General features: G+C 67.2%; 20 protein-coding genes and 1 pseudogene. 12 read left to right on the top strand and 9 right to left on the bottom strand.

What is annotated here, in order from left to right:
• Nucleotides 1–338: 338 nt before the first annotated feature.
• The 3 genes from ACFVHO_RS24990 to ACFVHO_RS24980 form a co-directional block, all read right to left on the bottom strand.
• On the bottom strand, nt 339–872 hold the full coding sequence (locus tag ACFVHO_RS24990) for an alkyl hydroperoxide reductase (protein ID WP_385718640.1): 534 nt from the start codon (nt 870–872) through the stop codon (nt 339–341).
• Nucleotides 873–888: 16 nt separating this feature from the next.
• Nucleotides 889–1,458 carry a peroxiredoxin gene (locus tag ACFVHO_RS24985; protein WP_385718637.1) on the bottom strand — a complete coding sequence of 190 codons (570 nt, stop codon included), beginning with the start codon at nt 1,456–1,458 and terminating at the stop codon, nt 889–891.
• Nucleotides 1,459–2,114: 656 nt separating this feature from the next.
• Nucleotides 2,115–2,627: an NUDIX domain-containing protein gene (locus ACFVHO_RS24980; RefSeq protein ID WP_385718634.1), complete on the bottom strand. Its 513-nt coding sequence runs from the start codon at nt 2,625–2,627 to the stop codon at nt 2,115–2,117.
• Between the two features lie 777 nt (nt 2,628–3,404).
• Between ACFVHO_RS24980 and ACFVHO_RS24975 the strand changes: the two genes are divergently transcribed.
• The 4 genes from ACFVHO_RS24975 to ACFVHO_RS24960 all read left to right on the top strand — a co-directional run bounded on the left by ACFVHO_RS24975 (nt 3,405) and on the right by ACFVHO_RS24960 (nt 5,936).
• Nucleotides 3,405–4,256 carry a helix-turn-helix transcriptional regulator gene (locus tag ACFVHO_RS24975; RefSeq protein ID WP_385718631.1) on the top strand — a complete coding sequence of 284 codons (852 nt, stop codon included), beginning with the start codon at nt 3,405–3,407 and terminating at the stop codon, nt 4,254–4,256.
• Nucleotides 4,232–4,444, top strand: a complete 213-nt coding sequence (locus ACFVHO_RS24970) for a DUF397 domain-containing protein (RefSeq protein ID WP_385718629.1) — start codon at nt 4,232–4,234, stop codon at nt 4,442–4,444. The genes ACFVHO_RS24975 and ACFVHO_RS24970 overlap by 25 nt, the downstream gene beginning before the upstream one ends.
• A 527-nt stretch (nt 4,445–4,971) precedes the next feature.
• On the top strand, nt 4,972–5,403 hold the full coding sequence (locus tag ACFVHO_RS24965) for an SH3 domain-containing protein (RefSeq protein WP_385718626.1): 432 nt from the start codon (nt 4,972–4,974) through the stop codon (nt 5,401–5,403).
• A 314-nt stretch (nt 5,404–5,717) separates the two neighbouring features.
• Nucleotides 5,718–5,936 (top strand): hypothetical protein, encoded by a 219-nt coding sequence (locus tag ACFVHO_RS24960; protein WP_385718623.1) that lies wholly within the window; start codon nt 5,718–5,720, stop codon nt 5,934–5,936.
• A gap of 1,371 nt (nt 5,937–7,307) precedes the next feature.
• Here the strand turns inward: ACFVHO_RS24960 and ACFVHO_RS24955 are convergent.
• Nucleotides 7,308–8,129, bottom strand: a complete 822-nt coding sequence (locus ACFVHO_RS24955) for a GntR family transcriptional regulator (RefSeq protein ID WP_385718620.1) — start codon at nt 8,127–8,129, stop codon at nt 7,308–7,310.
• Nucleotides 8,130–8,298: 169 nt separating this feature from the next.
• On the opposite strand from ACFVHO_RS24955, the gene ACFVHO_RS24950 reads away from it, so the two are divergent.
• From ACFVHO_RS24950 to ACFVHO_RS24925, 6 genes are all read left to right on the top strand, one after another.
• Nucleotides 8,299–8,670 (top strand): hypothetical protein, encoded by a 372-nt coding sequence (locus tag ACFVHO_RS24950; protein WP_385718617.1) that lies wholly within the window; start codon nt 8,299–8,301, stop codon nt 8,668–8,670.
• A complete protein-coding gene (locus tag ACFVHO_RS24945) occupies nt 8,670–9,137 on the top strand; it encodes a hypothetical protein (RefSeq protein WP_385718614.1) in 468 nt (155 codons plus the stop codon). The genes ACFVHO_RS24950 and ACFVHO_RS24945 overlap by 1 nt, the downstream gene beginning before the upstream one ends.
• Complete coding sequence (locus ACFVHO_RS24940) at nt 9,137–10,474, top strand: FtsK/SpoIIIE domain-containing protein (protein ID WP_385718611.1); 1,338 nt, start codon at nt 9,137–9,139, stop codon at nt 10,472–10,474. Before ACFVHO_RS24945 ends, ACFVHO_RS24940 begins: the two co-directional genes overlap by 1 nt.
• Entirely contained in the window at nt 10,471–10,665 is a 195-nt protein-coding gene (locus ACFVHO_RS24935) for a hypothetical protein (protein WP_385718608.1), read from the top strand. The genes ACFVHO_RS24940 and ACFVHO_RS24935 overlap by 4 nt, the downstream gene beginning before the upstream one ends.
• A 42-nt stretch (nt 10,666–10,707) precedes the next feature.
• A complete protein-coding gene (locus tag ACFVHO_RS24930; RefSeq protein ID WP_385718605.1) occupies nt 10,708–11,082 on the top strand; it encodes a hypothetical protein in 375 nt (124 codons plus the stop codon).
• Between the two features lie 85 nt (nt 11,083–11,167).
• Nucleotides 11,168–12,667, top strand: a complete 1,500-nt coding sequence (locus ACFVHO_RS24925) for a replication initiator (RefSeq protein ID WP_385718602.1) — start codon at nt 11,168–11,170, stop codon at nt 12,665–12,667.
• A 145-nt stretch (nt 12,668–12,812) separates the two neighbouring features.
• Here the strand turns inward: ACFVHO_RS24925 and ACFVHO_RS24920 are convergent, their stop codons facing one another.
• Nucleotides 12,813–14,411 (bottom strand): recombinase family protein, encoded by a 1,599-nt coding sequence (locus ACFVHO_RS24920; RefSeq protein WP_385718600.1) that lies wholly within the window; start codon nt 14,409–14,411, stop codon nt 12,813–12,815.
• Between the two features lie 169 nt (nt 14,412–14,580).
• Nucleotides 14,581–14,706, bottom strand: a pseudogene (locus ACFVHO_RS24915) (peroxiredoxin); the annotation flags it as partial.
• A gap of 128 nt (nt 14,707–14,834) precedes the next feature.
• On the opposite strand from ACFVHO_RS24915, the gene ACFVHO_RS24910 reads away from it, so the two are divergent.
• Entirely contained in the window at nt 14,835–15,773 is a 939-nt protein-coding gene (locus tag ACFVHO_RS24910; protein ID WP_385718597.1) for a LysR substrate-binding domain-containing protein, read from the top strand.
• A 69-nt stretch (nt 15,774–15,842) separates the two neighbouring features.
• On the opposite strand, the gene ACFVHO_RS24905 is transcribed toward ACFVHO_RS24910, so the two are convergent.
• From ACFVHO_RS24905 to ACFVHO_RS24895, 3 genes are read right to left on the bottom strand one after another with little or no spacing between them, the layout of a single operon-like run.
• Complete coding sequence (locus ACFVHO_RS24905; RefSeq protein ID WP_385718594.1) at nt 15,843–18,272, bottom strand: FtsX-like permease family protein; 2,430 nt, start codon at nt 18,270–18,272, stop codon at nt 15,843–15,845.
• Entirely contained in the window at nt 18,269–18,955 is a 687-nt protein-coding gene (locus tag ACFVHO_RS24900; protein WP_385718592.1) for an ABC transporter ATP-binding protein, read from the bottom strand. Before ACFVHO_RS24900 ends, ACFVHO_RS24905 begins: the two co-directional genes overlap by 4 nt.
• Nucleotides 18,952–19,479 carry a PadR family transcriptional regulator gene (locus tag ACFVHO_RS24895; protein ID WP_381483542.1) on the bottom strand — a complete coding sequence of 176 codons (528 nt, stop codon included), beginning with the start codon at nt 19,477–19,479 and terminating at the stop codon, nt 18,952–18,954. Before ACFVHO_RS24895 ends, ACFVHO_RS24900 begins: the two co-directional genes overlap by 4 nt.
• 288 nt (nt 19,480–19,767) lie before the next feature.
• Here ACFVHO_RS24895 and ACFVHO_RS24890 point away from each other — a divergent pair, with 288 nt between their 5' ends.
• Nucleotides 19,768–22,260 (top strand): transglycosylase domain-containing protein, encoded by a 2,493-nt coding sequence (locus ACFVHO_RS24890; RefSeq protein ID WP_385718589.1) that lies wholly within the window; start codon nt 19,768–19,770, stop codon nt 22,258–22,260.
• Nucleotides 22,261–22,408 lie beyond the last annotated feature (148 nt).

The following is a 22,408-nucleotide window of genomic DNA, read 5'->3' as shown; positions in this document are numbered from 1 at the left end:
TGAGCCGTCGGCACTCCCTGCCCGGCCTGCCTGCGAGGGCGCTGCCCGAGGGTGCCGCGCTGTTGCGCGGCCCCAGGGGAGGGCTGGGCGGGTGGTGGGGAAAAGCCCGTCCGGCGCTTGAGGACGAGGCCGGAGGCCGACCGGGGGCGCCCCGGTTCGGGGCGCGGGGGTGCCGGGCTTTTGGTCAGCGGGGTGCGAGTTTGGGCGGGTGGGTGGGAGATAGCCCGTCCGGCGACTGAGGACGAGGCGCGGAGCGCCGAATCGGCGGCTGGACACGCGTAGGGCCCCGCTCGATGTGAGCGGGGCCCTACGTGACGTACAGGAGTCGTCGGCTGAGGTCAGCCGGCGAGGTGGGCCTCGGAGTCCAGGGTGACGCCCACCGCCTGGATCACGGCGGCGATCTTGAAGGCTTCCTGGATGGTCTCACGGTCGACGCCCGCCTTGCGGAGCACCTGCTCGTGGGAGTCGAGGCACTGCCCGCAGCCGTTGATCGCGGACACCGCGAGGGACCAGAGCTCGAAGTCGACCTTCTCGACGCCCGGGTTGCCGATGACGTTCATCCGCAGACCGGCGCGCATCGTCCCGTACTCCGGGTCGGAGAGCAGGTGACGCGTGCGGTAGAAGACGTTGTTCATCGCCATGACGGCGGCAGCCGACTTGGCGGCGGTGTACGCCTCGGCGGAGAGGTTCGCCTTGGCCTCGGGCTCCAGCTCGCGCAGCACCTTCGGGGAGCGGGAGGCGATCGCGCAGGCGAGCACCGTGCCCCACAGCTGCTGCTGCGGCAGGTCGCTGTTGCCGATGACCGAGCCGAGGTTCAGCTTCAGGTCCTTGGCGTAGTCCGGTACGGCGGACTTCAGTTCGTCGAGTGCCATGTCAGTCAGCTTCCGTTCACTCGCCCGAGAGCAGCGCGACCGGGTCCAGGGTCTCGTCGCCCTTGCTCCAGTTGCACGGGCAGAGCTCGTCCGTCTGGAGGGCGTCGAGGACCCGCAGGACCTCCTTGGGGTTACGGCCGACGGAACCGGCGGTCACCATCGTGAACTGGATCTCGTTGTTCTGGTCCACGATGAAGACGGCGCGCTGCGCGAAGCCGTCCTCGCCCTCGATGCCGAGGTCACGCATGAGCTCGTGCTTGGAGTCGGCCAGCATCGGGAAGGGCAGGTCGGTCAGGTCCGGGTGGTCCTTGCGCCAGGCGTGGTGCACGAACTCGGAGTCGCCGGAGAAGCCGAGGACCTGGGCGTCACGGTCGGCGAACTCGTCGTTCAGCTTGCCGAAGGCGGCGATCTCGGTCGGGCACACGAAGGTGAAGTCCTTGGGCCACGCGAAGACGACCAACCAGCCCTTCTCGTCACGGTTCCGCTTCAGCCACTCGCTGTCAATGCGCGCGAACTCCTTGCCCTTCTCCAGAGAGACGCAAGCCATGAGGTCGAACTCGGGGAACTGGTCACCGACAGTGAGCACGTTGTAGCCCTTCGGGTGGTGCTGAGGTTGGACGTCGCAACCCTGTCATGCCTCGCAGAGTCGGTGAAATCGATCAATCTGCTTAGTGTGATCAGTAATATCGATCAATGGCGCTCCGGGCTCTGCCAGGGCTGTTCGCTCAGCGGTGAGACCCCACACCTGGTTCTCGTGGGGGTCTCACCTGCGACGCGTTCAGCCGGGCTTCCGTCGGTCACGTCATGTAGGAGAGGGGCCCACCTCGCCCTCTCCGTTGGACTTACCGCAGGGGGCGGCTCTGCGGAGGGCTTGACCACGGATCTGTGCGCTTCGGCTCTGGCACGGGATCACTCTCGCAGTTCCGGGAACCACTGAGCCCCGGCTAGGGAAGATCGTTCCCTAGCCGGGGCTTGCCCGCTGCCCTGCCTACCCGTAAGGGCAAGGTGCGGGCGGGCGGCTCAACTCGCCACCGTCCGGAGTCAGAACGGCCCCCCGGCGAGCTGAGCGGGTCTGGAACAACGGGGCCCCGGCCGTCCACCATCGCGCCAACGGCCGGGGCCTGTTGCTGGCTCAGCTACCCCCGATACACACAGGAGCCCTAAGGCTGAGCCATACCGCGCCCCCTGAGTGGCACGACAGGGCGCGGGGGCTGTTGCAACCCGCCTCGTCCTCGGAACGCGCTAGGCGTGCATCGAGGAGAAGGCGGGCACTTTGGGGCGGTCGACGTCGGGGATGCCGCCCTGCCACAGGTAGAGGATGCCTCCGCCTTCGCATTGATCCAACGCCCGGCGCACTCGGCGCTCATAGGCCAGTGGAATGTACTTGCTGAGGTCCTTGGGGGGAGACCATTCGAAATGGCCTAGATCTCCGTTGATGAGGATCGACGGTGCGCGGTACTCAAGGGTTCCACCGTTGAAGACGAAGCAGTGACTTTCAGGTACCGCGTGTGCGGCGGGGGCGTAGTCGACGGTCATCAGGGTGTCGCAAGGCACCTTGATGCCCACGTCGGCCAGAACGCCACGGGTGCACGCCAGATCTGCGCTCTCGCCGTTCTCGGCACGCGCACCGGGAAGCCTCATGGTGGCGGCATACCGGTTGCGTACTAGGAGCACGGAGCCCTCTGAGTCACGGATTACTGCCACGCCACTGATCCGCCGGGGCGGTGGTGCTGAAACCATCTGTTCCTTGCTCATTCGGGCGCCTCCTTGAACGGCACGCTGTGGTTGCGACCCTGGCCCGATTCGGTCGCCATGGGGTGTGCGGGCGCTGGCGGCAATCCGTCAGCCCCTATGAGTTCTCAGAGCTGTCCCGTGAAAAAGACGGTGAGAGTCCATGTGACAGCGGCCGTAACGGCCATGCACGGTATTGCCTCGTAGTCCCATAAAAATCGCCTGAGGAAGCTCATGATTCTCCTTTCTCGGTAGAGGTGTTCGCGTTGTCTGTGATGTGCAACGGCGCTTCAGTTAGGGGAGCGACTCGGCACCACGGGCACTGACAGGGTGGGAAGGCCATGGAACCGGGAGGCAAGTCAGCGCCGCCGAACTCTCCCGTGTCTTCGGTCTTGGGGATCAAGAGCATTCCGGCCGTGCCGCGCGCGGCAATGAGGAGCGCGAGGCGGCGCCGTGGGTTGCTGGTCACGACTCCCCCAAGAGCTGTTGCAGTCGGGTTTGTACGGTCCGCAGGTCGACGTGGTCCGCGTCGGTGTAGCCGGTGCGCGGGACCCAGGAAGGGGCTAGCCCCCAGACGCCTCCCGCTTGTATGAACGCCACCAGATGGGCTACGTCGTCCGGCGCTGTGCGGTGCGAACTGGGCTGTCCCTCCATGGTGGTTGCTCCGCTCGTCCGGCTGGTCTGTCGTGTCCAGAAGTCCTACGTTGACGAGCATGTAGATCCGCAGCGATGTTGGAAGTGTGGAGTCCAGTTAGACCCACGCGTGCGCGGCGTTAACCAACAAAACCAACAGGAGGGGACATGCCACCACGACGGACGGCGACAGATCGAAGCCAGTCAGCGCGCGCACGCTACGCACAGGAGTTGGCGCTACTTCGTAGCGAAAAGGGGGTCTCGCTGCGGTCGTTGGGGGACGCCGTGCGTGCAGATCACACCCACCTGAGTCATATGGAGCACGGTCGGAGCATCGGCGGTCCAGAGTTGGCGCGGGCGCTCGACGAGTACTACGGCACGACCCACCTCGTCATCTTGTGGGAGGCGGCAGCTCGTGATCCTTCGCGCTTCCGCGAGCAGTACCAGACTTATATGACCTTGGAGGCGCAAGCCCTGGGGCTTCAGCAGTATGCGCCTAGCGTCATGCCGGGTCTGCTTCAGACTGAGCCCTACGCTCAGACGCTGCTACAAGCGGCAGGTCCGATAGATGCAGATGCGCTCTCTGAAGATGTTGCGGCGCGGATGGGTCGGCAGGATCTCCTGAGCCGTACAGATGATCAGCCGGAGTTTCGCGCGATCCTTGACGAAGCCGTGTTGCGTCGCCCGTTGGCCGATTCGAAGGAGTGGCACGGGCAGCTGGCGCACCTCTGTCAGGTTGCTGAACTGCCGAACGTGACCCTTCAAGTAGTGCTGTCATCCGTCGGACTCCACGGACTGACGAACACAGACACCACGTTTCTGTGGCTGTCCGACGGTCGGACAGTGGCGTATGTGGAGACTGGCTACTCAGGTTCGGTCGTCGAAGACGCAAGGAATGTGGATCGGCTCCGACGGTCGTACGATCACCTTCGTGACCTGGCGCTGTCTCCGCGCAAGTCATGCGACGTGATCACTAAGTACATGGAGGAAGCACCATGCGAGCCCCCCGAATATGCGTGAACACTGCGCGCTGGCGACGTTCCAGCTACAGCAACCAGGACGGGGGTAACTGTATTGAGTGGGCGCCCGAGTATGCCGCTCACGGTGTTGTCCCCGTGCGGGACAGCAAGATGCCAGGCGGGCCGCTCCTCGCGGTGTCCGCTGAGGCCTGGATCGCCTTTGTCGAAGCGGTGCGCACGAAGGGTTGATCCCAGCGCTTGCCCCGTCGCTCCGCAAGGAACGGCGGGGCTTCTTTCGCGCGGTCCGGTGTTCCAGGGGACGTGTAGGGCTTCGCGGTTGAGCTGTTGGTGAGCTGTCGGGTGCGGGGTCGTGAGGGCCACCTCCGGGCCTGACTCTGGCCCGTCGTCACCTCGGGTAGGGATCTTGGTGGACAACGTGCGGCTTGTGGATAACAGCGTCACCCTCCCGAGGGCGTGAGCGGCGGCGGGTGCTGGGCGCTGGCTTGTACGGCTCGGCGGGGATGCGGTCAGTGACGGATCACGGCTCCGCTGGCACCCCACCTCGTCTCTTTATGTCCGTTTTTCTCGTTACCGTGGGTGAGTTTGACCTTGCCGCCTGCGCTGCGTGCGCGTGGGCGCCCGCTTGATCGAACATCAACTTATCCGGATAAGCGGTTGACCCCTAAGTGGGGGTGTCCAATGCTGTGCACTTATCCGGATAAGCGGTTGGCCGGTAGGTCGTCCGCTTGTCGTCAAATGATCTGAAGGGGTTTCAGATGGCAAGCAAGACTGTGAGTCGAGTGATCTTCGCGGTGGCCGTGGCGCTCGGCTTCGGGATGGTCGGAGTGTCGGCGGCGTCGGCGGCTCCGCCTCCGGCAGCTCCGCCCCCGTCGGCATCGGCGGCGAAGGCTCCGTCCATGCCGATTCCGGGGCCGGGCGGTGTGCAGGCGTACGCCGCTGGCAGTGACGGGCGCCTGACCTACGGAGAGGTGGCGGCGGCCACCGTGAACGGGCTCCGGGTGCGGGGCGGCCCGGGTATCGGGTACGTGGTCCTCGGCCTGCTGGGCAAGGGCGACAAGGTCAAGCTGATCGGGGCCAAGCAGGACCGGCGCGGCCAGATATGGCACAGGGTCGTCCTGCGGGGTGGCTCGGACTACGGCCTGCCGAACGGCTATGTCGGCTGGGTGACGGCCTCTTACCTGTACTGAGGCCTGAGGCGGCGGCCTCCTCTCCGTGCGGCCTGCGGGGAGGGGGCCGCTTTCGCAGGGGTGCGCCTGTTTGCGGAACGGATATGACCATGGCAGTTCTGGGGAATTTTCAGCCTTGGCATTCCGAAACATCTGCGCAGACGGCATCCTGTAGTCAGTGCTCAGGATTAGACAGGTGCCCCGGTAGTCCCGGTAGCAACTATCGGTAGGTGCAGGGGAGTTGGCGGCAGCATACCCAGATAGGGTGCACGCGCACTCAGGAGGAATTTGCAATGGCTAACATATCGGGGGGCGGCAGTGGAGAGCCTGACGCGATGTTATGGGTGCCGGGGGTCGACTACGTGGGCCCCTGGCGGGAGGCTGCTGAGGCGGCGGACGCGCTCAACGCGGCGGCCGTGGAGTACGGGTTGGAGGTGCGGGCTTCGCCGCATGCCGGGGCGCGGGGTGAGCCGATGGTCTGGCTGCGGCCGGAGGGTGCACGGGTGATCGTGCGGGTGCTGTCCGAATGGGGTGCGGACCGGCGCGCGGACTAGCGGAGAGGGGAGAGTGCGGCATGAGGCACACCGAATGGTGGACCCGTAAGGGATCACGCGTGAAGCTTGACCGGGCGGAGGAGTTCATCATCTGCGGCGGCTGTCCCCGGCCCATCCGGATCACGGGTGCGGGTGCTGCGTGGATGGCCGCTGAGGAGCATGCGCGCCGCTGTGACCGGTAGGCGGGGAGGGGCCCCGACCGGAGCCGGGGCCCGTTCGCCTAGGCCGTGCCGTTGATCAGCGCTCAGGTCAAGGCATGGTCGACGGCACGGACTAGGCGAACGGGTTCTGGCGTTCCCCGTCATGGTCCGCAGCCAGGAGCGCGGTCGGTGGAGCGGCTTTGGGCGGGAGCTGCTTTGGGGCGAGTGATCATGGCCCCTTACGCTGGCCGCGATTCGGGCAGCACCTTGCCTGCCCGCAACAGCCCGAATCGGGGCCATGATCTTAGAGGCTCGCCCCAAAGTGGCTGCCTAAAGCCGTGGAACCGACCGCCCCCCGGATGGGTAGTTGCCCGGAATCTGTGGGCCCAGTTACGTGCACTCTGCGTCACGCTGTAGCTGGGACTGCCCCGGGCGGAATCGGTGCCGTTTCGGGTCAGGCAGGCTACTCAGGTGCCGGTAGGCCTGCACGGGCCCCACCTAGGGAGTGCTCCCTCCTCGTGAGGCGGGGCCCGTTCCTCGATCAAGCGCCCGGGGGGTGCGGGCCCCTCGATGTGCATGGCGCATGAGAGGCCTTCTGGTTACGTGCCCGGCTTTCTGCCGTTCATTGCCCGTTCTGGACCGGCACCACTGAAAGCCAGCCACGACGGCGGTGCGGAGAAATGCCGGCCGCGAGTGGATCACCTACGCCCCCTCCGGTATCAGCCACGCTACCTGGCGTTTCTGCCTCTTCTGTGGTCACAACCGCAATGGAGACGCGGAGACGCGCTGTCCCCGTTGGGCGCACCGCAGGGCCGGAGGCCTGAGCGGCACTCTTCGTACCGATCCAGTGTCTACGGGACAATGCGGCATAAGCGATTGGCGGCGGGGGCACGGTCTGTGAGGGGACTCGTGGTAGCTGAACTGGTGGGTGGGTCCGTGCGAGCAAGAACAGACGTGCTTCAGAAGACCTCGCTCGCAGCCATGCGTAGATCCCAATTGGCGGTCAAGGAGAGCCGATGCTTGATCGCCAAGAGCCGTGAGCTGATTGAGGACAGCCGCAAGATACTGGGCACGAGTTCGCGGGGGCTCTCTTGACGGTTGGGGCCTCGGCCGATGCCGGGCGGCTCCGGTCGTCCGGACGGGACCGGCCGGAGGCCGCATGCCCGGCCGGAGCGGCCGGAGCCGCCCGGCGCGCCGCGAGCGGCGCGCCCCTTGAGGAAGTAGAGAAAATCTACGCCGATGCTGGCGCCGACCGCGTGGCGGTCTTCCTGGCGGCCGGACGGCGCGTCGGCGTGATCGCGTAGACGATCTGTACCCGACTGGCGGCGGCGCGCAGCTCCTCACAGATCAACGGGCGTCCGGTCTCGTCACTGATCACGCGGTAGGTGATCAGCAGCGGGGACGCGTCGGCCAGCCCGAGCGACGTGCGCTCGTCGGGATAGGGCACGCGGGCCGTGACGGATTCGGTGATCGTCAGCGTCCGGCCGTCGGCGAGCCGGGCGTAGATCTCGGCTAGCGGGGCATCGGGCGCCTCGGCCAGTCCGGGCGCCTCGGCCGCCGTGGCCAACGGAATGATCAAGCGGTGGGCCACGCGCACACCGGTCTGTGGATCATGGAGTGTGCGGTCGATACAGAGCGCGTCCTGATCCTGCTGATCAAGGAGGGCGGCGGGCTGCCCGTCGATGGTGATCCGTGAGACGGCGGGCGTCTCGGCGTCGGTGAGATCGTCCGGCATCTGCCAGGCCTTGCCGGTGCGGTAGACGGACCGGTCCACCGTGAGCGCTGCTGTGGCGGTCGTCTGGTAGCGCACCATGGGCTGCTTGCCCTGGCGCACGTCGACCAGACCCATGCCCCGCAGCTCCGCAACGGCTTGCCTCACGGTGTGCTTGCTGACACCGAACATGCTGACCAACTGCGCCTCAGACGGGATGAGATCGCCCCCTGCATAGGTCCCGTCCTGGATCTCCTTGGCCAAGTGCTGTGCCACCTGCATGTACATCGGCGGTCGTCGCTCGATGAACGGATGATCTCGATTTCGGTCGGTTGCTGCCATGGCCGCTGCCTCCGGCTGTCGGCGGTGGATGTGGTGACAGTGCGTCGTGCGTAGTGCTCCCCACTCAAGAGGATAAGTGGTTGACCCCTATGGGTATAGGGCGGAGTATGAGCCTCCCGCTTATCCGGATAAGTGGATAGGTGACAAGTTAGGGATGAGGTGAACTCCTGTGCAGTACAAGCCCATTGACACTGCTCGGCTCGGCGTCATGCGCTGCGTGATCGCACCTGAGGCACGCATGACCCCGGACGGCGAGATACGCCGTGATCGCGAGGGTCGCGTCCAGTGGGTCACGGGACTGAGCGTGCGGCAGCTCGAAAGCCGCCGCGCGGACGTGATCAACGTCGTCGTGGTCGGTGTGCAGCCGGAGGGCGTGGCAGAGGGAACAGAGGTCCACGTGATCAACCTCTGGGCCAACGAATGGCAGATGGACGGACGGTCGGGGACGTCCTGGCGGGCCGATCGGATCACCCCGGTCACGCCTGCCGCCGGTGACGCGGCGGGCAGCAGTGGATCACGCGGAAAGACAGGGGAGAAGTGATGGATCGCTACTTCTGGCACCTGAACCAGCGTCAGGCCTCGGGCCTCGCCTGCGTGATCTGCGGCGGCGAACTCCTGACGGACGACACCAAGTTCGTGCCCGTCGGCCGCGACCCGGCGACCGAAACCAAGGTCTACGCCTGCACCAAGCCGTGCGCGGTGTCGGTGGCGGTGGAGGCCGAACGGATGGCACATGAGATGCGGATTGCCACCGGCACGGAGGGCGACACCCCGGACGCTGGACTGATCGGCCAGGACGGCGAGTTCGGCGCGCTGCTGCGCGACATGCGGGTCCTGGTCGGCATGGAAGCACTCCTCGCGGTGATCAGTGATATCCCGACGCTCCAGTACCTCCTTCAGATGACGGAGCAGCACGCGGAGTCGGCGAAGTACCGGGCCCGCACGGTTTGGGAGCGCACCGTCCAGCTCCACCAGGACGGGGGCCAGGGCGAAGAGGGAGCGGACTGATGCGCGTTCCCGTGATCGTCTGGGTTCTTCTCGGGCTGGCCGTCGTCGGCTGGCTGACCCGGCGGTGGTGGGAGCCCCGGCTAGCGGCGCGCGGTCTCAGCCTGGCAGAGCTGCCGGTGCGGTGGTGGCTGGTCGGCTACCCGCAGACGGTCTGGCGCATCTACACGACCTGGCGGCGGGTGTGCCTGCTCAACAACCTCGCCGTGAGTGACCGCTCCCATCAACGGCTGATCGGCAAGGACACCGTGGTGCAGGGCCAGGCACTCAAACCCAAGTCGCCCCGGCTGAGCTGGCCGGTGCCGACACCAAGCGGGCTGCGGGTCGGCGTGCTGATGTACCCCGGCCAGACCCCCTCGCCCTACTACGCGGCCTCACGTGCCCTGGAACACGCCTGGCGCGTCCACACGGTCAAGGTCACCTCTCCTCGACGCGGACACGTCCTGATCACTGCCACGGCCCGTGATCCGCTGACCGGTGAACTGCCCGCCGTGCAACCGGCCACTGATCAACTGCTGGCGGCTGACGTCGGGTGGTGCGAAGACGGCGTGGGGTTCGTGATCGATTTCCGGCGCATCCCGCACTGGCTGATCACGGGGGCGACACAGAGCGGGAAGAGCACCCTGTTGGGCGCGCTCGTGCGGGCCCTGAATCCGCAAGCCGTCGCCCTGGTCGGGATCGACTGCAAAGGCGGCATGGAACTCGCCCTGTACGGCGGCCGGTTTACCCGCCTGGCCACCAGTCGGGCAGAGGCGATTGAGGTCCTGACGCGCATCGTGGGGGAGATCCAGGAACGCACGCGGGTATGCCGCACGGCGCGCGTGCGCTCCGTCTGGGAACTGCCGGAGAGACAACGGCCGGTGCCCCTCGTGCTGATCGTGGACGAGCTGGCAGAGCTGTACCTCAACGACGGCTCCCGCCGGGCCCGGCATGAGGCCGATACCTGCGGCACCCTGCTGCTGCGCATCGCTCAACTCGGTGCCGCTCTCGGGGTGCACCTGGTGGCGGCCGGACAACGCGTCGGCTCTGACCTCGGGCCTCGGGTCACCGCACTGCGTGCCCAGCTCGGCGGCCGTGTCGCTCACCGGGCCCACGATGAGGCGTCGGCCGAAATGACGCTCGGCGATATCCACGCTGACGCGGTGGTGGTGGCGCAGAGCATCACCGAGGACGAGCAAGGCGTGGCTGTGATCGCCATGCAGGGGCGCTGGACCCGCGCACGCTCGCACCTGATCACCTCGGAAGACATCGCGGAAATCGCGGCCACCCTGCCCCCGCTGAATCCCCTCCTCTCCGGTCCCGAATCCGCTGCGACAACGAAATGGGGAGATGAGGAATGAAGCCGGGAACGATCTACGTCATTACCGCATTCCTTGGCTTGTATGCCTTCATGCTCGCGCGATCCCGCGAACTCAAAATCCATCAAGTTGTGCTCGTCGCGCTTGGCGGCTTTCTGCTCGCGTTCACGCCGCTCGGGTATCCCGTCTGGATGCTTATCCTCGCAATACTCAAAGGCGTGGGAACTGGATAACCCGCAAAGAACCTCGCCGCATACCGTCGAAAGGAAAGAAACATGACCTACATCGAGCATCTGCTATCCGTCATCGCCTCTGCCGCAATGAGTCTCCTCATGGCCATTACCGGACTCGGAGCGTCACACACCCCCGGCACGGCGTACGTGAAAGCCTCCGGCGCCACGGAGATTTCATGCTACGCCGTAAAGGTCCGCGACAGACCGCAAGAGGATTCCCTTGCCCACGGAATAGGATACCGAGGAGAAGGATTCGACTTCGAGAAATTCGCCTACCGGCGAAGCGAACGGGCCTGGTACTCGTACGGCACCGTGACCCGGAAATATGACGGCGAGAAAGTGCGCGGATACGTCCGCTATGAATGCGGGAACCCGCACGCATCGGATTCTGCGCCTCTCCCGAAAATCCCTGCCTGAACCGGAAAAACCTCTCTTCGAGAATTCGCTGACACGCACAGACTCACTCTCTCGCGCCAGACCACAAAAAACACGGAGCTGACCCATGACGAGCACGCTGACTCCGCACGAAAGGGGACCCCCGCTCATGTATCCCGCCACCGATCAGGCGCGGCGCTCGGCTCTCAACGAGGCTGAGCGTCTGCGCCGTCTTTCGTCTACCGACCGTGATCTGATCCGCCTCGTCCACGAACCCCAATTCCCGCGCTGGCTCGCACAGATCAAGGCGACCGGAGGATGCGCCCACCCGATCTACCTCTCCGGCCAGACCACCATCCGCGACGCGGCCGACGGCACCGTTCTGCATCACTACGACACGGCCAGCGAACCCGGCGGGCGCCTTGCCGTGCGCTGCCGGAATCGGCGCCGGTCACGCTGCGAGCCCTGCTCACGCGAGCACGCGGGCGACACCTACCACCTCGTCCGCTCCGGCCTGCACGGCGGCAAGGGCGTCAGCGAACGCGTCCAGCTCCACCCCCGCCTTCTCCTCACCTTGACCGCACCGTCGTTCGGCCCCGTGCACAAGGCCACCACCGACGGGCGTTTGTGCAGGTCAGCGAATGCCGGCAGCAACTGTGATCACGGCCGTTCCCACACCTGCCATCGACGGCACGAGGAGGGGGACCCGGCCGTCGGCCAGCCGCTCTGCCCGGACTGCTACGACTACCCCGGACACGTCCTGTGGCACGCCCACGCAGGACGGCTCTGGACCCGCTTCTGCCACACCGCCAGGCGGCGTCTGGCCACACGTGCCGGAATCGCTCAGACACGGCTCGGCGGCCACCTGACGCTCTCGTTCGCCAAGGTCGCCGAATACCAGCGCCGTGCCGCCGTTCACTTCCATGCAGTCGTCCGCCTGGACGGCCCCGACGGGCCTTCCACACCGCCCCCGGCTTGGGCGACGCCCGAACTCCTCGCAGAGGTCCTAGAAGACGCTGCCGCCGCTGCCCACGTGCGCACCGCCTACTCTCCTGCCACCGGCGAACGGCTCATTGCCTTCGGGCCGCAGATGGACGTCCACGCCATTTCCGGGACAGCCCTCTCCGGCGCCGTGACTGATGACGCCGTGGCGGCCTACGTGGCCAAGTACGTGTCCAAGAGCATCGGTGATGCGGGAGGCCTCGACCGGCGCGTCACCGACCGCGACAGCATCGAACTCGCCCCCGTCAGCGCCCATATCCGCGCCCTCATGGGCACCTGCTGGCGGCTCGGTGCGCTGCCCGAACTGACCTGCCTCAACCTCCGCGCCTGGGCTCACGCCCTCGGCTTCCGGGGACACGTCCTCACCAAATCACGCCGCTACTCCACCACGTACGGCGAACTCCGCACCGCACGTGCCGAGTACCGGGGTTCCCTGGGCGTGGTGAAAGCGAAAGAGGGAGGAACGCTCAGGGAGTCCTTTTGGCGCTTCGTGGGATCTGGCCATACAGCAGCAGAGGCAGAAATAGCTTCAGGCGTTGCTCGACACATCGAATGCGCGAGGCAACTCGAACAGCAGGATCGGGAGTTACAGAGATCACCCCGTGTGTCTGGGGAAGATCAATGACGAAGGAGGAATGGTTGGCGCGAGAACTGGCAAAGATGCCCAAGCGCAGCGCACAGTGGCGTGCCCGCGTGATGAAAACCTGGGGCCTCAAGTCTGCACCCAAGCAATAAAGGAGCCCTCTCCGCCGGAGAGGGCTCCTTTCCATTCACGCCGCTGAATCCTCGGCCTCCTGCTCAGCGTCCCCCGAATCGTCTTCTTCCTGCCAGACGATCTCGATGGCGGCAGGATCAAAATCTTTCCCCCGGCCGATGGGATGGATGATCACAGACTTTATGCTCTGAGTCAGGCGGAACCGCTGCTCCGAGATGGACAGGTTAGGCCAGTCGCCTAAGGCGTCAGGAGAAAGAAGTTTCTGAGCCTTGGCCTTTTGCACTAGCCGACTCTTCTTACTCCTGAGCTGTTTGCGCTCCCTCTCCAACTCCTCGATGAGGTTCAACGTCTCGGACATGGAAATCCGCTTTTGCCTGCGGCGCTCGTTCACCTGGCCAATCTCTTTGGCGATCTCACCTATTCTCGCGTCATGGACTGTGGCATCAATTTCGGCGGCCGGTTTCTCAACGGCATCTCCGAGACCTTCGCGTGTTCCTGCCAGGAACACGTCTGTCACGTGTTCATCGACGAGTGGCCCGCATCGTGTGACCCCGCCGCAGCCTCCTTGATTTACCAGACAGGCATAGCGGAATCCCCACTCTTTGTGGGAAGTGGTGCCGGGCGTGTAGGGGTTCATCCACATGCAGGAAAGGCACTTCCCACATCGCGCAAATCCCGAGAGAAGGTATTTGACGCTGGTGTCGTGAACTTGCTCGCTGTTCTCCTTGCGGGCTTCCTTGCGCCGACCTATCTCGTTGACGCATGCCCAGTACTCATCCGGAGTGCACACCCGCGTCCAGTCCCCTAGGACCGGATTCTGTTCGTCGTCGTGCAGGATGGCGTCAGGAAGCCATAGGCGTCCGGATGAGCGGCGTACATCCTGCGGCACGTACAGGCGAAAGCCTGCGTTGCGCGGGTTCGTCAGAATGGCTTCTGCGGCACTGTGCTGAACTGTACGGGCCCGATCCGTTCGTGACCGCTTCGTCATCACCGGCTGGTATCCGAATTCGGTGAGTTGTCGCTGGAAGGTGCCAACCTTCAGCCCTGCGGGTACGGCCCTGATTGCCTTAAGTAGGAATTCGGCTTCTCTCGCGTCCAGCGTTTTGCGGTCTTCCGCCCAACCGAAGGGACGCGGACCGCCGTGCATTGCTCCCTTGCGGGCGATCCGCGCATTGGTGCGCTTGGTCCGGCGCTTCAGGCTGCCGATTTCCATGCTGCCCATAGTGGCCTGCATGACGAACATCGCGCGTCCCTCGGGGCTGGCGAGATCGACGCTTCCCTCTACAGAGCGGCCGATGTAGTCGGGGTGCATCTCGAAAATCCGGCAGATGCGGGCCGCGTCGTACACAAGGCGCGCCAGGCGGTCAGAGTGTAGGAAGGCGACGCCGTGAATGATCCCGTTCTCAAGATCCCGTAACAGGTGCTCGAAGTCGTCGCGCACGATGAACGGATCTGACGCGGGAGTGTCGTTGTCGCAGTAGTCGCGGACCAGGACTGCGTTCCGGCGTTGTAGCACAGCGTCACTGGCGACGAGGTACCGGATCGCCTCGTCCTGCTCCTTGACCTGCTCCTCGACTTCGCGCCACGGAGATTCAACGCCCTTGAGGGCCTTGTCGATGGAGACGCGGCGGTACAGGCCGATCGGCTCGCACATGTCTGACTGAAGGGTCTGAATGACTCTCAAGGGTTTGCCCCCTAGCGATGTTCACTGCGCTGACGCAGTAGTCCATGCTGGTCAGCGGCTTGAAACACCGCCCCCTCAAGAGCGAGTGTTGCGCGTGCGTTCGAGAACCCGCAAAGGGTTTTCTACTTGCCTTCAGTCACGCGAAGACGATCTTCCACTTGCCTTCGTAGGTCTTGTGGTTGATCTGCTCGAACTCCTTGCCCGCCTCCAGCGAGACACAGGCAGTCAGGTCGAACTCGGGGAACTTGTCACCGACAGTGAGCACGCGCTCTCCTTGCAGCGTAGGAGCCCGGTAAGGGGCTCCAGGGGGTTGGACTGCTGTCGATCGTGGCACAGAGTGCATTGATTAGGGAAATAGCTACACTCGGTTGTGTTGATCGGAGGTGGCTATCAGTGCGAGCCATAAATAGGGGCAAGCAACCCAGCCTGGCGCAGCTGCGCGCCTTCGCGGCCGTGGCCGAGCATCTGCACTTCAGGGACGCGGCGGCAGCAATCGGGATGAGTCAGCCCGCGCTGTCCGGCGCGGTGTCCGCCCTGGAGGAGGCACTGGGTGTCCAGCTCCTGGAGCGCACCACCCGCAAGGTGCTGCTCTCCCCGGCGGGGGAGCGGCTCGCGGTGCGCGCGAAGGCGGTCCTCGGCGAGGTCGAGGCGCTGCTGGAGGAGGCGGACGCGGTGAAGGCGCCGTTCACCGGCGCGCTGCGGCTCGGCGTGATCCCGACGGTGGCGCCGTATCTGCTGCCGACGGTGCTCGCCCTCGTCCACGAGAAGTACCCGGACCTGGACCTCCAGGTGCACGAGGAGCAGACGTCCTCGCTGCTCGAAGGGCTCGCGGCGGGACGGCTCGACCTGCTTCTGCTCGCCGTGCCGCTCGGGGTGCCGGGGGTCACGGAACTGCCGCTCTTCGACGAGGACTTCGTGCTCGTGACGCCGCTCGACCACTGGCTGGGCGGCCGCGAGGGCATTCCCCGCGAGGCGCTGCGCGAGCTGAACCTGCTGCTCCTCGACGAGGGGCACTGCCTGCGGGACCAGGCCCTGGACATCTGCCGCGAGGTGGGGCGCGGGGACCTGCCCGTCACCACGACCGCCGCCGGGCTCTCCACCCTCGTCCAACTCGTCGCGGGCGGCCTCGGCGTGACCCTCCTTCCGCGCACGGCGGTCCGGGTGGAGACGAGCCGCAGCAGCCAGCTCCTGACGGGGTACTTCGCCGACCCGGCACCGACGCGGAGGGTGGCCCTCGCGATGCGTACGGGGGCCGCGCGGGCGGCGGAGTACGAGGAGCTGGCGGGCGCCCTGCGGGAGGCGCTGCGGCCGTTGCCGGTGCGGGTGTTGTGAGACAACGGGTGGGGGCACACAGCCGAGCTGTGTGCCCCCACCCGCCCCTGACGGTTCACCCCGCGAGAGCTACTCCGTGCGGAGCCCGTCCGGCCGCATCATCCGCCACAGCGCAGGCAGGCTCAGCACCGTCACCGTCGCGACCAGCGCCGCGCCCGCCGCGCACAGCGGCAGGAACACCAGCCAGTCGGTGACCGACTTGTCCACCATCCGGCACATCACGGCCCCGAGGGCCAGGCCGCCGGTGATGGCGAGGCCGAGGCCGAGCACCACCGGGACGGCCGTCTGCCACAGCACCGACCAGGCCATCGACGAGCGCCGGGTGCCGAAGGCGGTCAGGGCGGCCAGCAGCCGCTTGCGCTCGCGCAGTTGCTCGAGGGTGGAGACCAGCATGGACGCGGCGATCAGCATCATCGTGGCGATCGCGCCCGCCTGCAGGCCCTTCTGCACCGAGGCGTACTGCTTGTCGCGCTCGATCATGCGGATCGTGTACACCCGGATCAGCGGGTCGATCTGCGTGGCCGCGTTGCGCACGTACTCCTCGGCGTCCTCGACCTTCGGGTCGATCTGCACCATGGCCTGGGTGCTCGCGCCCGACAGTTTCGCCACGTCGATCGCGCCGGGCGTCACGAAGATGCCGTAGTAGCGGTCGCCCACCGGGTCGGGGCGCGAGGTGATCGTGCGGGTCGACTTCGGCAGCGTCCACGGCGCGTGCTTCCCGCGCCGCTCACCCGAGTAGTCGCCCCAGCTCTCGCTGTTGAGGTCGACCTTCTTGCCGGGCCGTGCCGCCTGGTCCACCCACTTGTCCAGTTCGCGGTCCCCGGAGTGCACGACGAAGGTGTCGCCGTCCTTGCAGGAGTTCACCCGCGCCAGCTCGCGCAGGGTCGCGCAGGTGCCGACGGACAGCTCCGTGGTGGGCCGCATGTCGTCGCCGTTCTTCAGCTCGCCCGGCTTGACCACGTACGACGAGACCCGGCCGATGACGCCCTTGACGCCCTTCGCGGAGCGGAAGTCGTCGATCATCCGCTGGGCCAGCGGACCGCTGGCCTCCGGCGAGCTGACGTTGAGCTGGGCGCGCCGCGGGTCCTGGTCGGTCGTGGTGTTGAAGTCGTCGTGCATGGTCGCGAACAGCATCTGCAGCGCGACGGCGCCCGCCACCGCGACCGTGATGCCGCTGACCGCGCGGGCCGCCGTGCCGCTGCTCAACTGCAGCCGCCGGGTGGCGAGCTGCCAGGGCACGGGGCCGCCGCGGAGCCTGGCCACGGCCGCCTCGACCAGCCAGGGCATCAGCGTCGCGAGGCCCACCAGGACGAGGGTGGCGCCCGCGGCGACGGAGTACACCTGCACGTTCTCGCCCGCGGTGCGGGTCACCTGGTCCTGGTTGAGCAGGATCACCAGACCGCCGACGGGCAGCACGAGCCGCCACCACAGCCGCCGCTTGCGTGCCGTCGTGCTGCGTACGACACCGAGGGGCTCGATGGCGACGGCGCGCAGCGAGACCAGGGTGACGAGCACGGACGAGACCGGCACGGCCACCACGATCAGCGCGGCGAGGCCGGGCAGCGGCACCATGTCGGAGGGGAACGCGCTGACCTTCCAGATGTCGACGACGCCCACCAACTGCCGTACGCCCAGGAAGAACACGGCGCCGAGCGCGAGGCCGAGGAGGGCCCCGAAGAGCGCCTCGCCCGCCGCGATCCGGCGCACCGCCCGCCGGTCCGCGCCGACGAGCCGCAGCGCCGCGAGCCGCTGGTCGCGCCGCTCGCCGCCGAAGCGCACCGCCGTGCCGATGAAGATGAGCACCGGGGTGAGCAGCACGACGCAGATCAGGACGACGAGCACGACCAGGAGGGGGTCGAGCGGCTCGGCCGGGTTCTTGAAGCCGAAGTCCTTGACGCGGTGGGCGCCCTGCGCCTTGGTGAGGGTGTCGGAACCCGTGTAGTAGTAGAGCTCCTTGGGGCTCATCAGGCCCGCGTCACCGATGGTGCCCGTGACGCGGTAGCCCTCGAAGCGCTCCTTGAGGAGCTTGCCCTCGGAGCTGTTCATCAGGTCGCGCAGGGCGGGCGAGACCACCATCTCGCCGCCCTTGGGCAGCTCGCTCAGGCCGGGCGGGAGCACGGGGTCGCTGCCGTCGGCGCGCACGGAGCGGCCGCCGATCTCCGAGTCGCGGAAGTCGGTGCCCGCGTCGACGATCAGGATCGTCGAGTCGCTGCGGTCGATCTTCTTGGCGGACATGGTGTCCGCGGGCTGGCGCGCCGTCGCGCGGGCGTCGCGGTTGGCGAGCAGGTCGGGCACGGAGGCGGCGCCGAGCAGCAGCGCGACGCCGAGGCCCACGCCGACGGCGGTGAGCGCGGTGCGCACCCAGCCCTCCCGGCCGCCGCCGACCGCGAAGCGGATGCCCATGACGAGGTCGCGCAGCCAGGCGCGGGCGCCGGTGGGTCCGGTGGGCCGGTCCGCGGCGACGGGCTGCGCCACCGGCTTCGTACGGGTCGCGCTCATACCAGGCGCTCCATGTCCCGGGACTTGCCGTCGCGCACGACGACCTCGCGGTCGGAGTAGGCGGCGACCCGGGTCTCGTGGGTGACGAGGACGACGGCGGCGTTGGTGGAGCGGGCGGCGTCGGTGAGCAGCTCCATCACGCGCTCGCCGTTGAGGGAGTCGAGGGCGCCGGTGGGCTCGTCCGCGAACAGCACACGCGGGCTGGTGACGAGGGAGCGGGCCACGGCGACGCGCTGGCCCTGGCCGCCGGAGGCCTGGCCGGGACGCTTGTCGCGTACGTCGTCGACCTCCAGGCGCTCCATCCAGGTCAGGGCGGTCCGCTCGGCGTCGCGGCGCTTGGCGCCGTTGAGCCTGAGCGGCAGCGCCACGTTCTCCAGGCACGTCAGCTCCGGGACGAGCTGCCCGAACTGGAACACGAACCCGAACTCGCTGCGGCGCAGCGCGCTGAGCGCGGTGTCGCTCATGCCGGCGAGGCTCCGGCCGTTGTACGTGATCTCGCCCGCGTCCGGCCGCACGATCCCCGCGAGGCAGTGCAGGAGCGTGGACTTGCCGGAGCCGGACGGGCCCATCACGGCGACGATCTCGCCGGGGTGGATGGAGAATTCGGCGCCGTCGAGCGCGGTCGTCGGACCGTACGTCTTGCGCAGTCCGTCGGCGGTCAACAGGGAACCCGCGGGAGTCATCCGGGGAGCACCTCCTTGGCGAGCTTGCCCAGTCGGGCGGAGGTGAGCTCCAGCCAGCGCAGGTCGGCTTCGAGATGGAACAGGGCGTGGTCGCAGATGAGCTGATCGGCGAGATCGCCCTTCCGCTTGCGGTCGGTGAGGATCCGCATCAGGCGCAGGTGTTCGGCGCGCTGGGTGTCGAGTATGTCGGCGGCGTCGCGGTGGGTGAGCAGCGCGAGGACGACCTTGGTGTAGAGCGTCGACTGGAGGTACGGCTCGGGCTTCTCCGGCGTCGCGAGCCACCGCTGGACATCGGTGATGCCCGCCTCGGTGATGGCGTACCGCTTCCGCTCGGGACCGCCGCCCGCCTCGACCCCGTCGACCTCGACGAGGCCGTTCTTCAGGAGCCGGGACATGGTCGAGTAGACCTGGCCGTAGTGCAGCGGCTTGTCGTGGCCGAACTTCTCGTCGAAGGCGCGCTTGAGGTCGTAGCCGTGGCGGGGCCCCGATTCGAGGAGCCCGAGGAGGGTGTGACCGATGGACATGCGGAGCACTATACACAGCACGTATACGTGGTGTGTATACGCGCGGTGTCTAGGTCGGCGGGCGCCTGTGTGTTCGGTTCCCGGGCAACCGTCTGTGGCCCTGGTGAGTCGATTTGGGTGGGACAGCACTGGTTCCCCTGTGCTGGGTGCTGATTGTCACGTCCGGAAAAGGCCGGATCGTGGGGCGTTTGTCCACTGGCGCGGTGTTAGCTTCATGAGCTGACCTGAGGTGCCACCGGCACTCACACGCAGTACGAAGACGACGAGACGAAGCGGAGCGCCACAGTCATGGGCCGAGCGGAAGAGCGAAAAGCGCGGCAGCGCGGTGCGCGCCGGGCAGCGCGCCCCCGCCAGTCCGGCGACGACGCCGCCACCGGCAGTCCGTCCGTCGCCGGACCCGGCGGGGACGGGCCGGGCGGCGGACCCGGCGGCCCCGGTGGCCCCGCCGGACCCGGCGACGACGACGGCGCGCGCGAGGGCATACCCGGCGGCGGTGGCCGCGCGGCCCGTCGCGCCCGCCCGGCCAAGCCCAAGAAGACCGGCATCCGCCGCTTCTTCACCTGGAAGAAGCTCCTGGGCGCGTTCTTCTCCTTCATCCTGCTCCTGATGCTCGGCTTCGTCGTGCTCTACCTGGTCGTGGACATCCCCAAGGGCAACGCCGCCGCGCGGCTGCAGAGCAACGTCTACAAGTACAGCGACGGCACGCTCCTCGCCCGCGACGGCGACGGCGACGTGAACCGCGAGATCATCGACCTGGACAAGATCCCGAAGCCCGTCCAGCGCACGTTCGTCGCCGCCGAGAACAAGTCCTTCTACAAGGACTCGGGCGTCGACCTGAAGGGCACCGCCCGCGGTGTCCTCAACACGCTGGCCGGCAAGGGCAAGCAGGGCGGCTCGACGATCACCCAGCAGTACGTGAAGAACTACTACCTCACGCAGGACCAGACCGTCTCGCGCAAGCTCAAGGAACTGGTCATCTCGCTGAAGGTCGACCGCGAGAAGAGCAAGGACGACATCCTCGCGGGCTACCTCAACACCGTGTACTACGGCCGCGGCGCCTACGGCATCCAGGCCGCCGCCCAGGCCTACTACGGCGTCGACGCCGAGAAGCTGAACGTCGCACAGGGCGCCTACCTCGCCGCGCTCCTGCAGGCCCCCAGCTCCTACGACTGGGCGACGGCCACTCCCACCGGCAAGAAGCTGGTCAGGGAGCGCTGGGACTACGTACTGAACAACATGGTCGGGCAGGACTGGCTCGACTCCGCCGAGCGCGACCGCCTGAAGTTCCCGAAGCCGCACGAGCCGAAGCCCGACCCCGAGATGAAGGGGCAGACCGGCTATCTGGTGCGGGCCGCCAACGAGTCCATCGAGGCGCAGCTCGTCAAGGAGGGCTACACCAAGTCCGAGGCGGAGGCGCAGCTCAAGGCGGGCGGCTACACCATCACGCTCAACATCGACCCCAAGAAGCAGCGCCAGCTGGAGAAGGCGGTCGACAAGAAGCTCAACGACAACCTGGAGCCGGGCAAGAGCAAGGCCGACGCGCGCGTGCAGGCCGGTGCGGTGTCCGTCGACCCGAAGACCGGCGGGATCGTCGCGATGTACGGCGGCCGTGACTATCTGAAGCACTTCACGAACAACGCCACCCGCGCCGACTACCAGCCCGCCTCCACCTTCAAGCCGCTGATCCTCGCCGCCGCCCTGGAGCAGGGCGCGCAGACGCAGGAGGGCAAGCCGATCACGGCGGACACCATCTACAGCGGCCGCAGCAAGCGCCCCGTCAAGGGCAGCGACATCGGCTTCGCGCCGCCCAACGAGGACGGCCACTCCTACGGCCCCGTCACCGTGCAGACGGCGATGAACAAGTCCGTCAACTCCGTGTTCGCGCAGATGGGCGTGGACGTCGACATGGACAAGGTCCTTCAGACCGCGGGCAAGCTCGGCATGGACGTCAAGGGCCTGCCCGCCGTGCCCGCGCAGACGCTCGGCTCGATGGGCGCGAGCCCGCTGGAGATGGCGGCCGTGTACGCCACGCTCGACAACCACGGCAAGAAGGTCACGCCGCAGCTCGTGAAGTCGGTCGAGCACAAGGACCGCTCCGTCGACCTGCCGGACGCGATCGGCGACGAGGTCATCAGCCGCGGTGCCGCGGACTCCGTCACGTCCGTGCTCACCGGCGTGGTCGACGACGGCACGGCGCGGGCCTCGGTGCGCGACGCGAGCAACCGCAAGGGCCAGTCGGTCGCGGGCAAGACCGGTACGTCCGACGACAACAAGTCGGCCTGGTTCGTGGGCTACACCCCGAAGCTGGTCACCTCCGTCGGCCTGTTCGGCGAGCAGCCCAAGGACGACGGCAAGTTCAAGCGCGGCCAGCAGGTGTCCATGCGGGGCGCGGGCGGCAAGCCGCGCGTCGACGGCGGCAGCTTCCCCGCCGAGATCTGGGCGGCGTACACGTTCAACGCGACGGGCTCCCGCACCAAGTTCAACCTGAAGACGGACATGGGCTCCGGCGTCGAGGCGCCGCCCGAGCCGACGACGCAGGCCCCGCAGACCCCGACGGCACCGCCCACCGAGACGGACGACGAGGACAAGGACAAGCCGTCGACGAAGCCGCCGTCGACGAAGCCCCCGACGACCCCGCCGCCGACGACCCCGTCCACGAAGCCGCCCACGACCCCGACGACGCCGACGAACCCGCCGACGACCCCGACGACGCCGCCGCCGACGTGGGGCATCCCGGACGACCCGGACGACAGGGCGGACCGCTCGGACCGGGCCGACTGAGCGGGCCGCGTACGCAGGTGTGCGAAGGCGCCCGGAACCGATGAGGTTGCGGGCGCCATGGCACATGCCGTCGCCGGGCAGCCGCACTGGTTGAGCTCGAAACAGAACACCATGACCCAGCGCAGGCGCGGGGGACCCCCCCGCCAGT

Origin of the sequence: Streptomyces sp. NPDC127108 (assembly GCF_042677545.1) — a bacterium.
Classification (GTDB): domain Bacteria; phylum Actinomycetota; class Actinomycetes; order Streptomycetales; family Streptomycetaceae; genus Streptomyces.
This window is presented reverse-complemented; position numbering and strand designations above follow the sequence as displayed.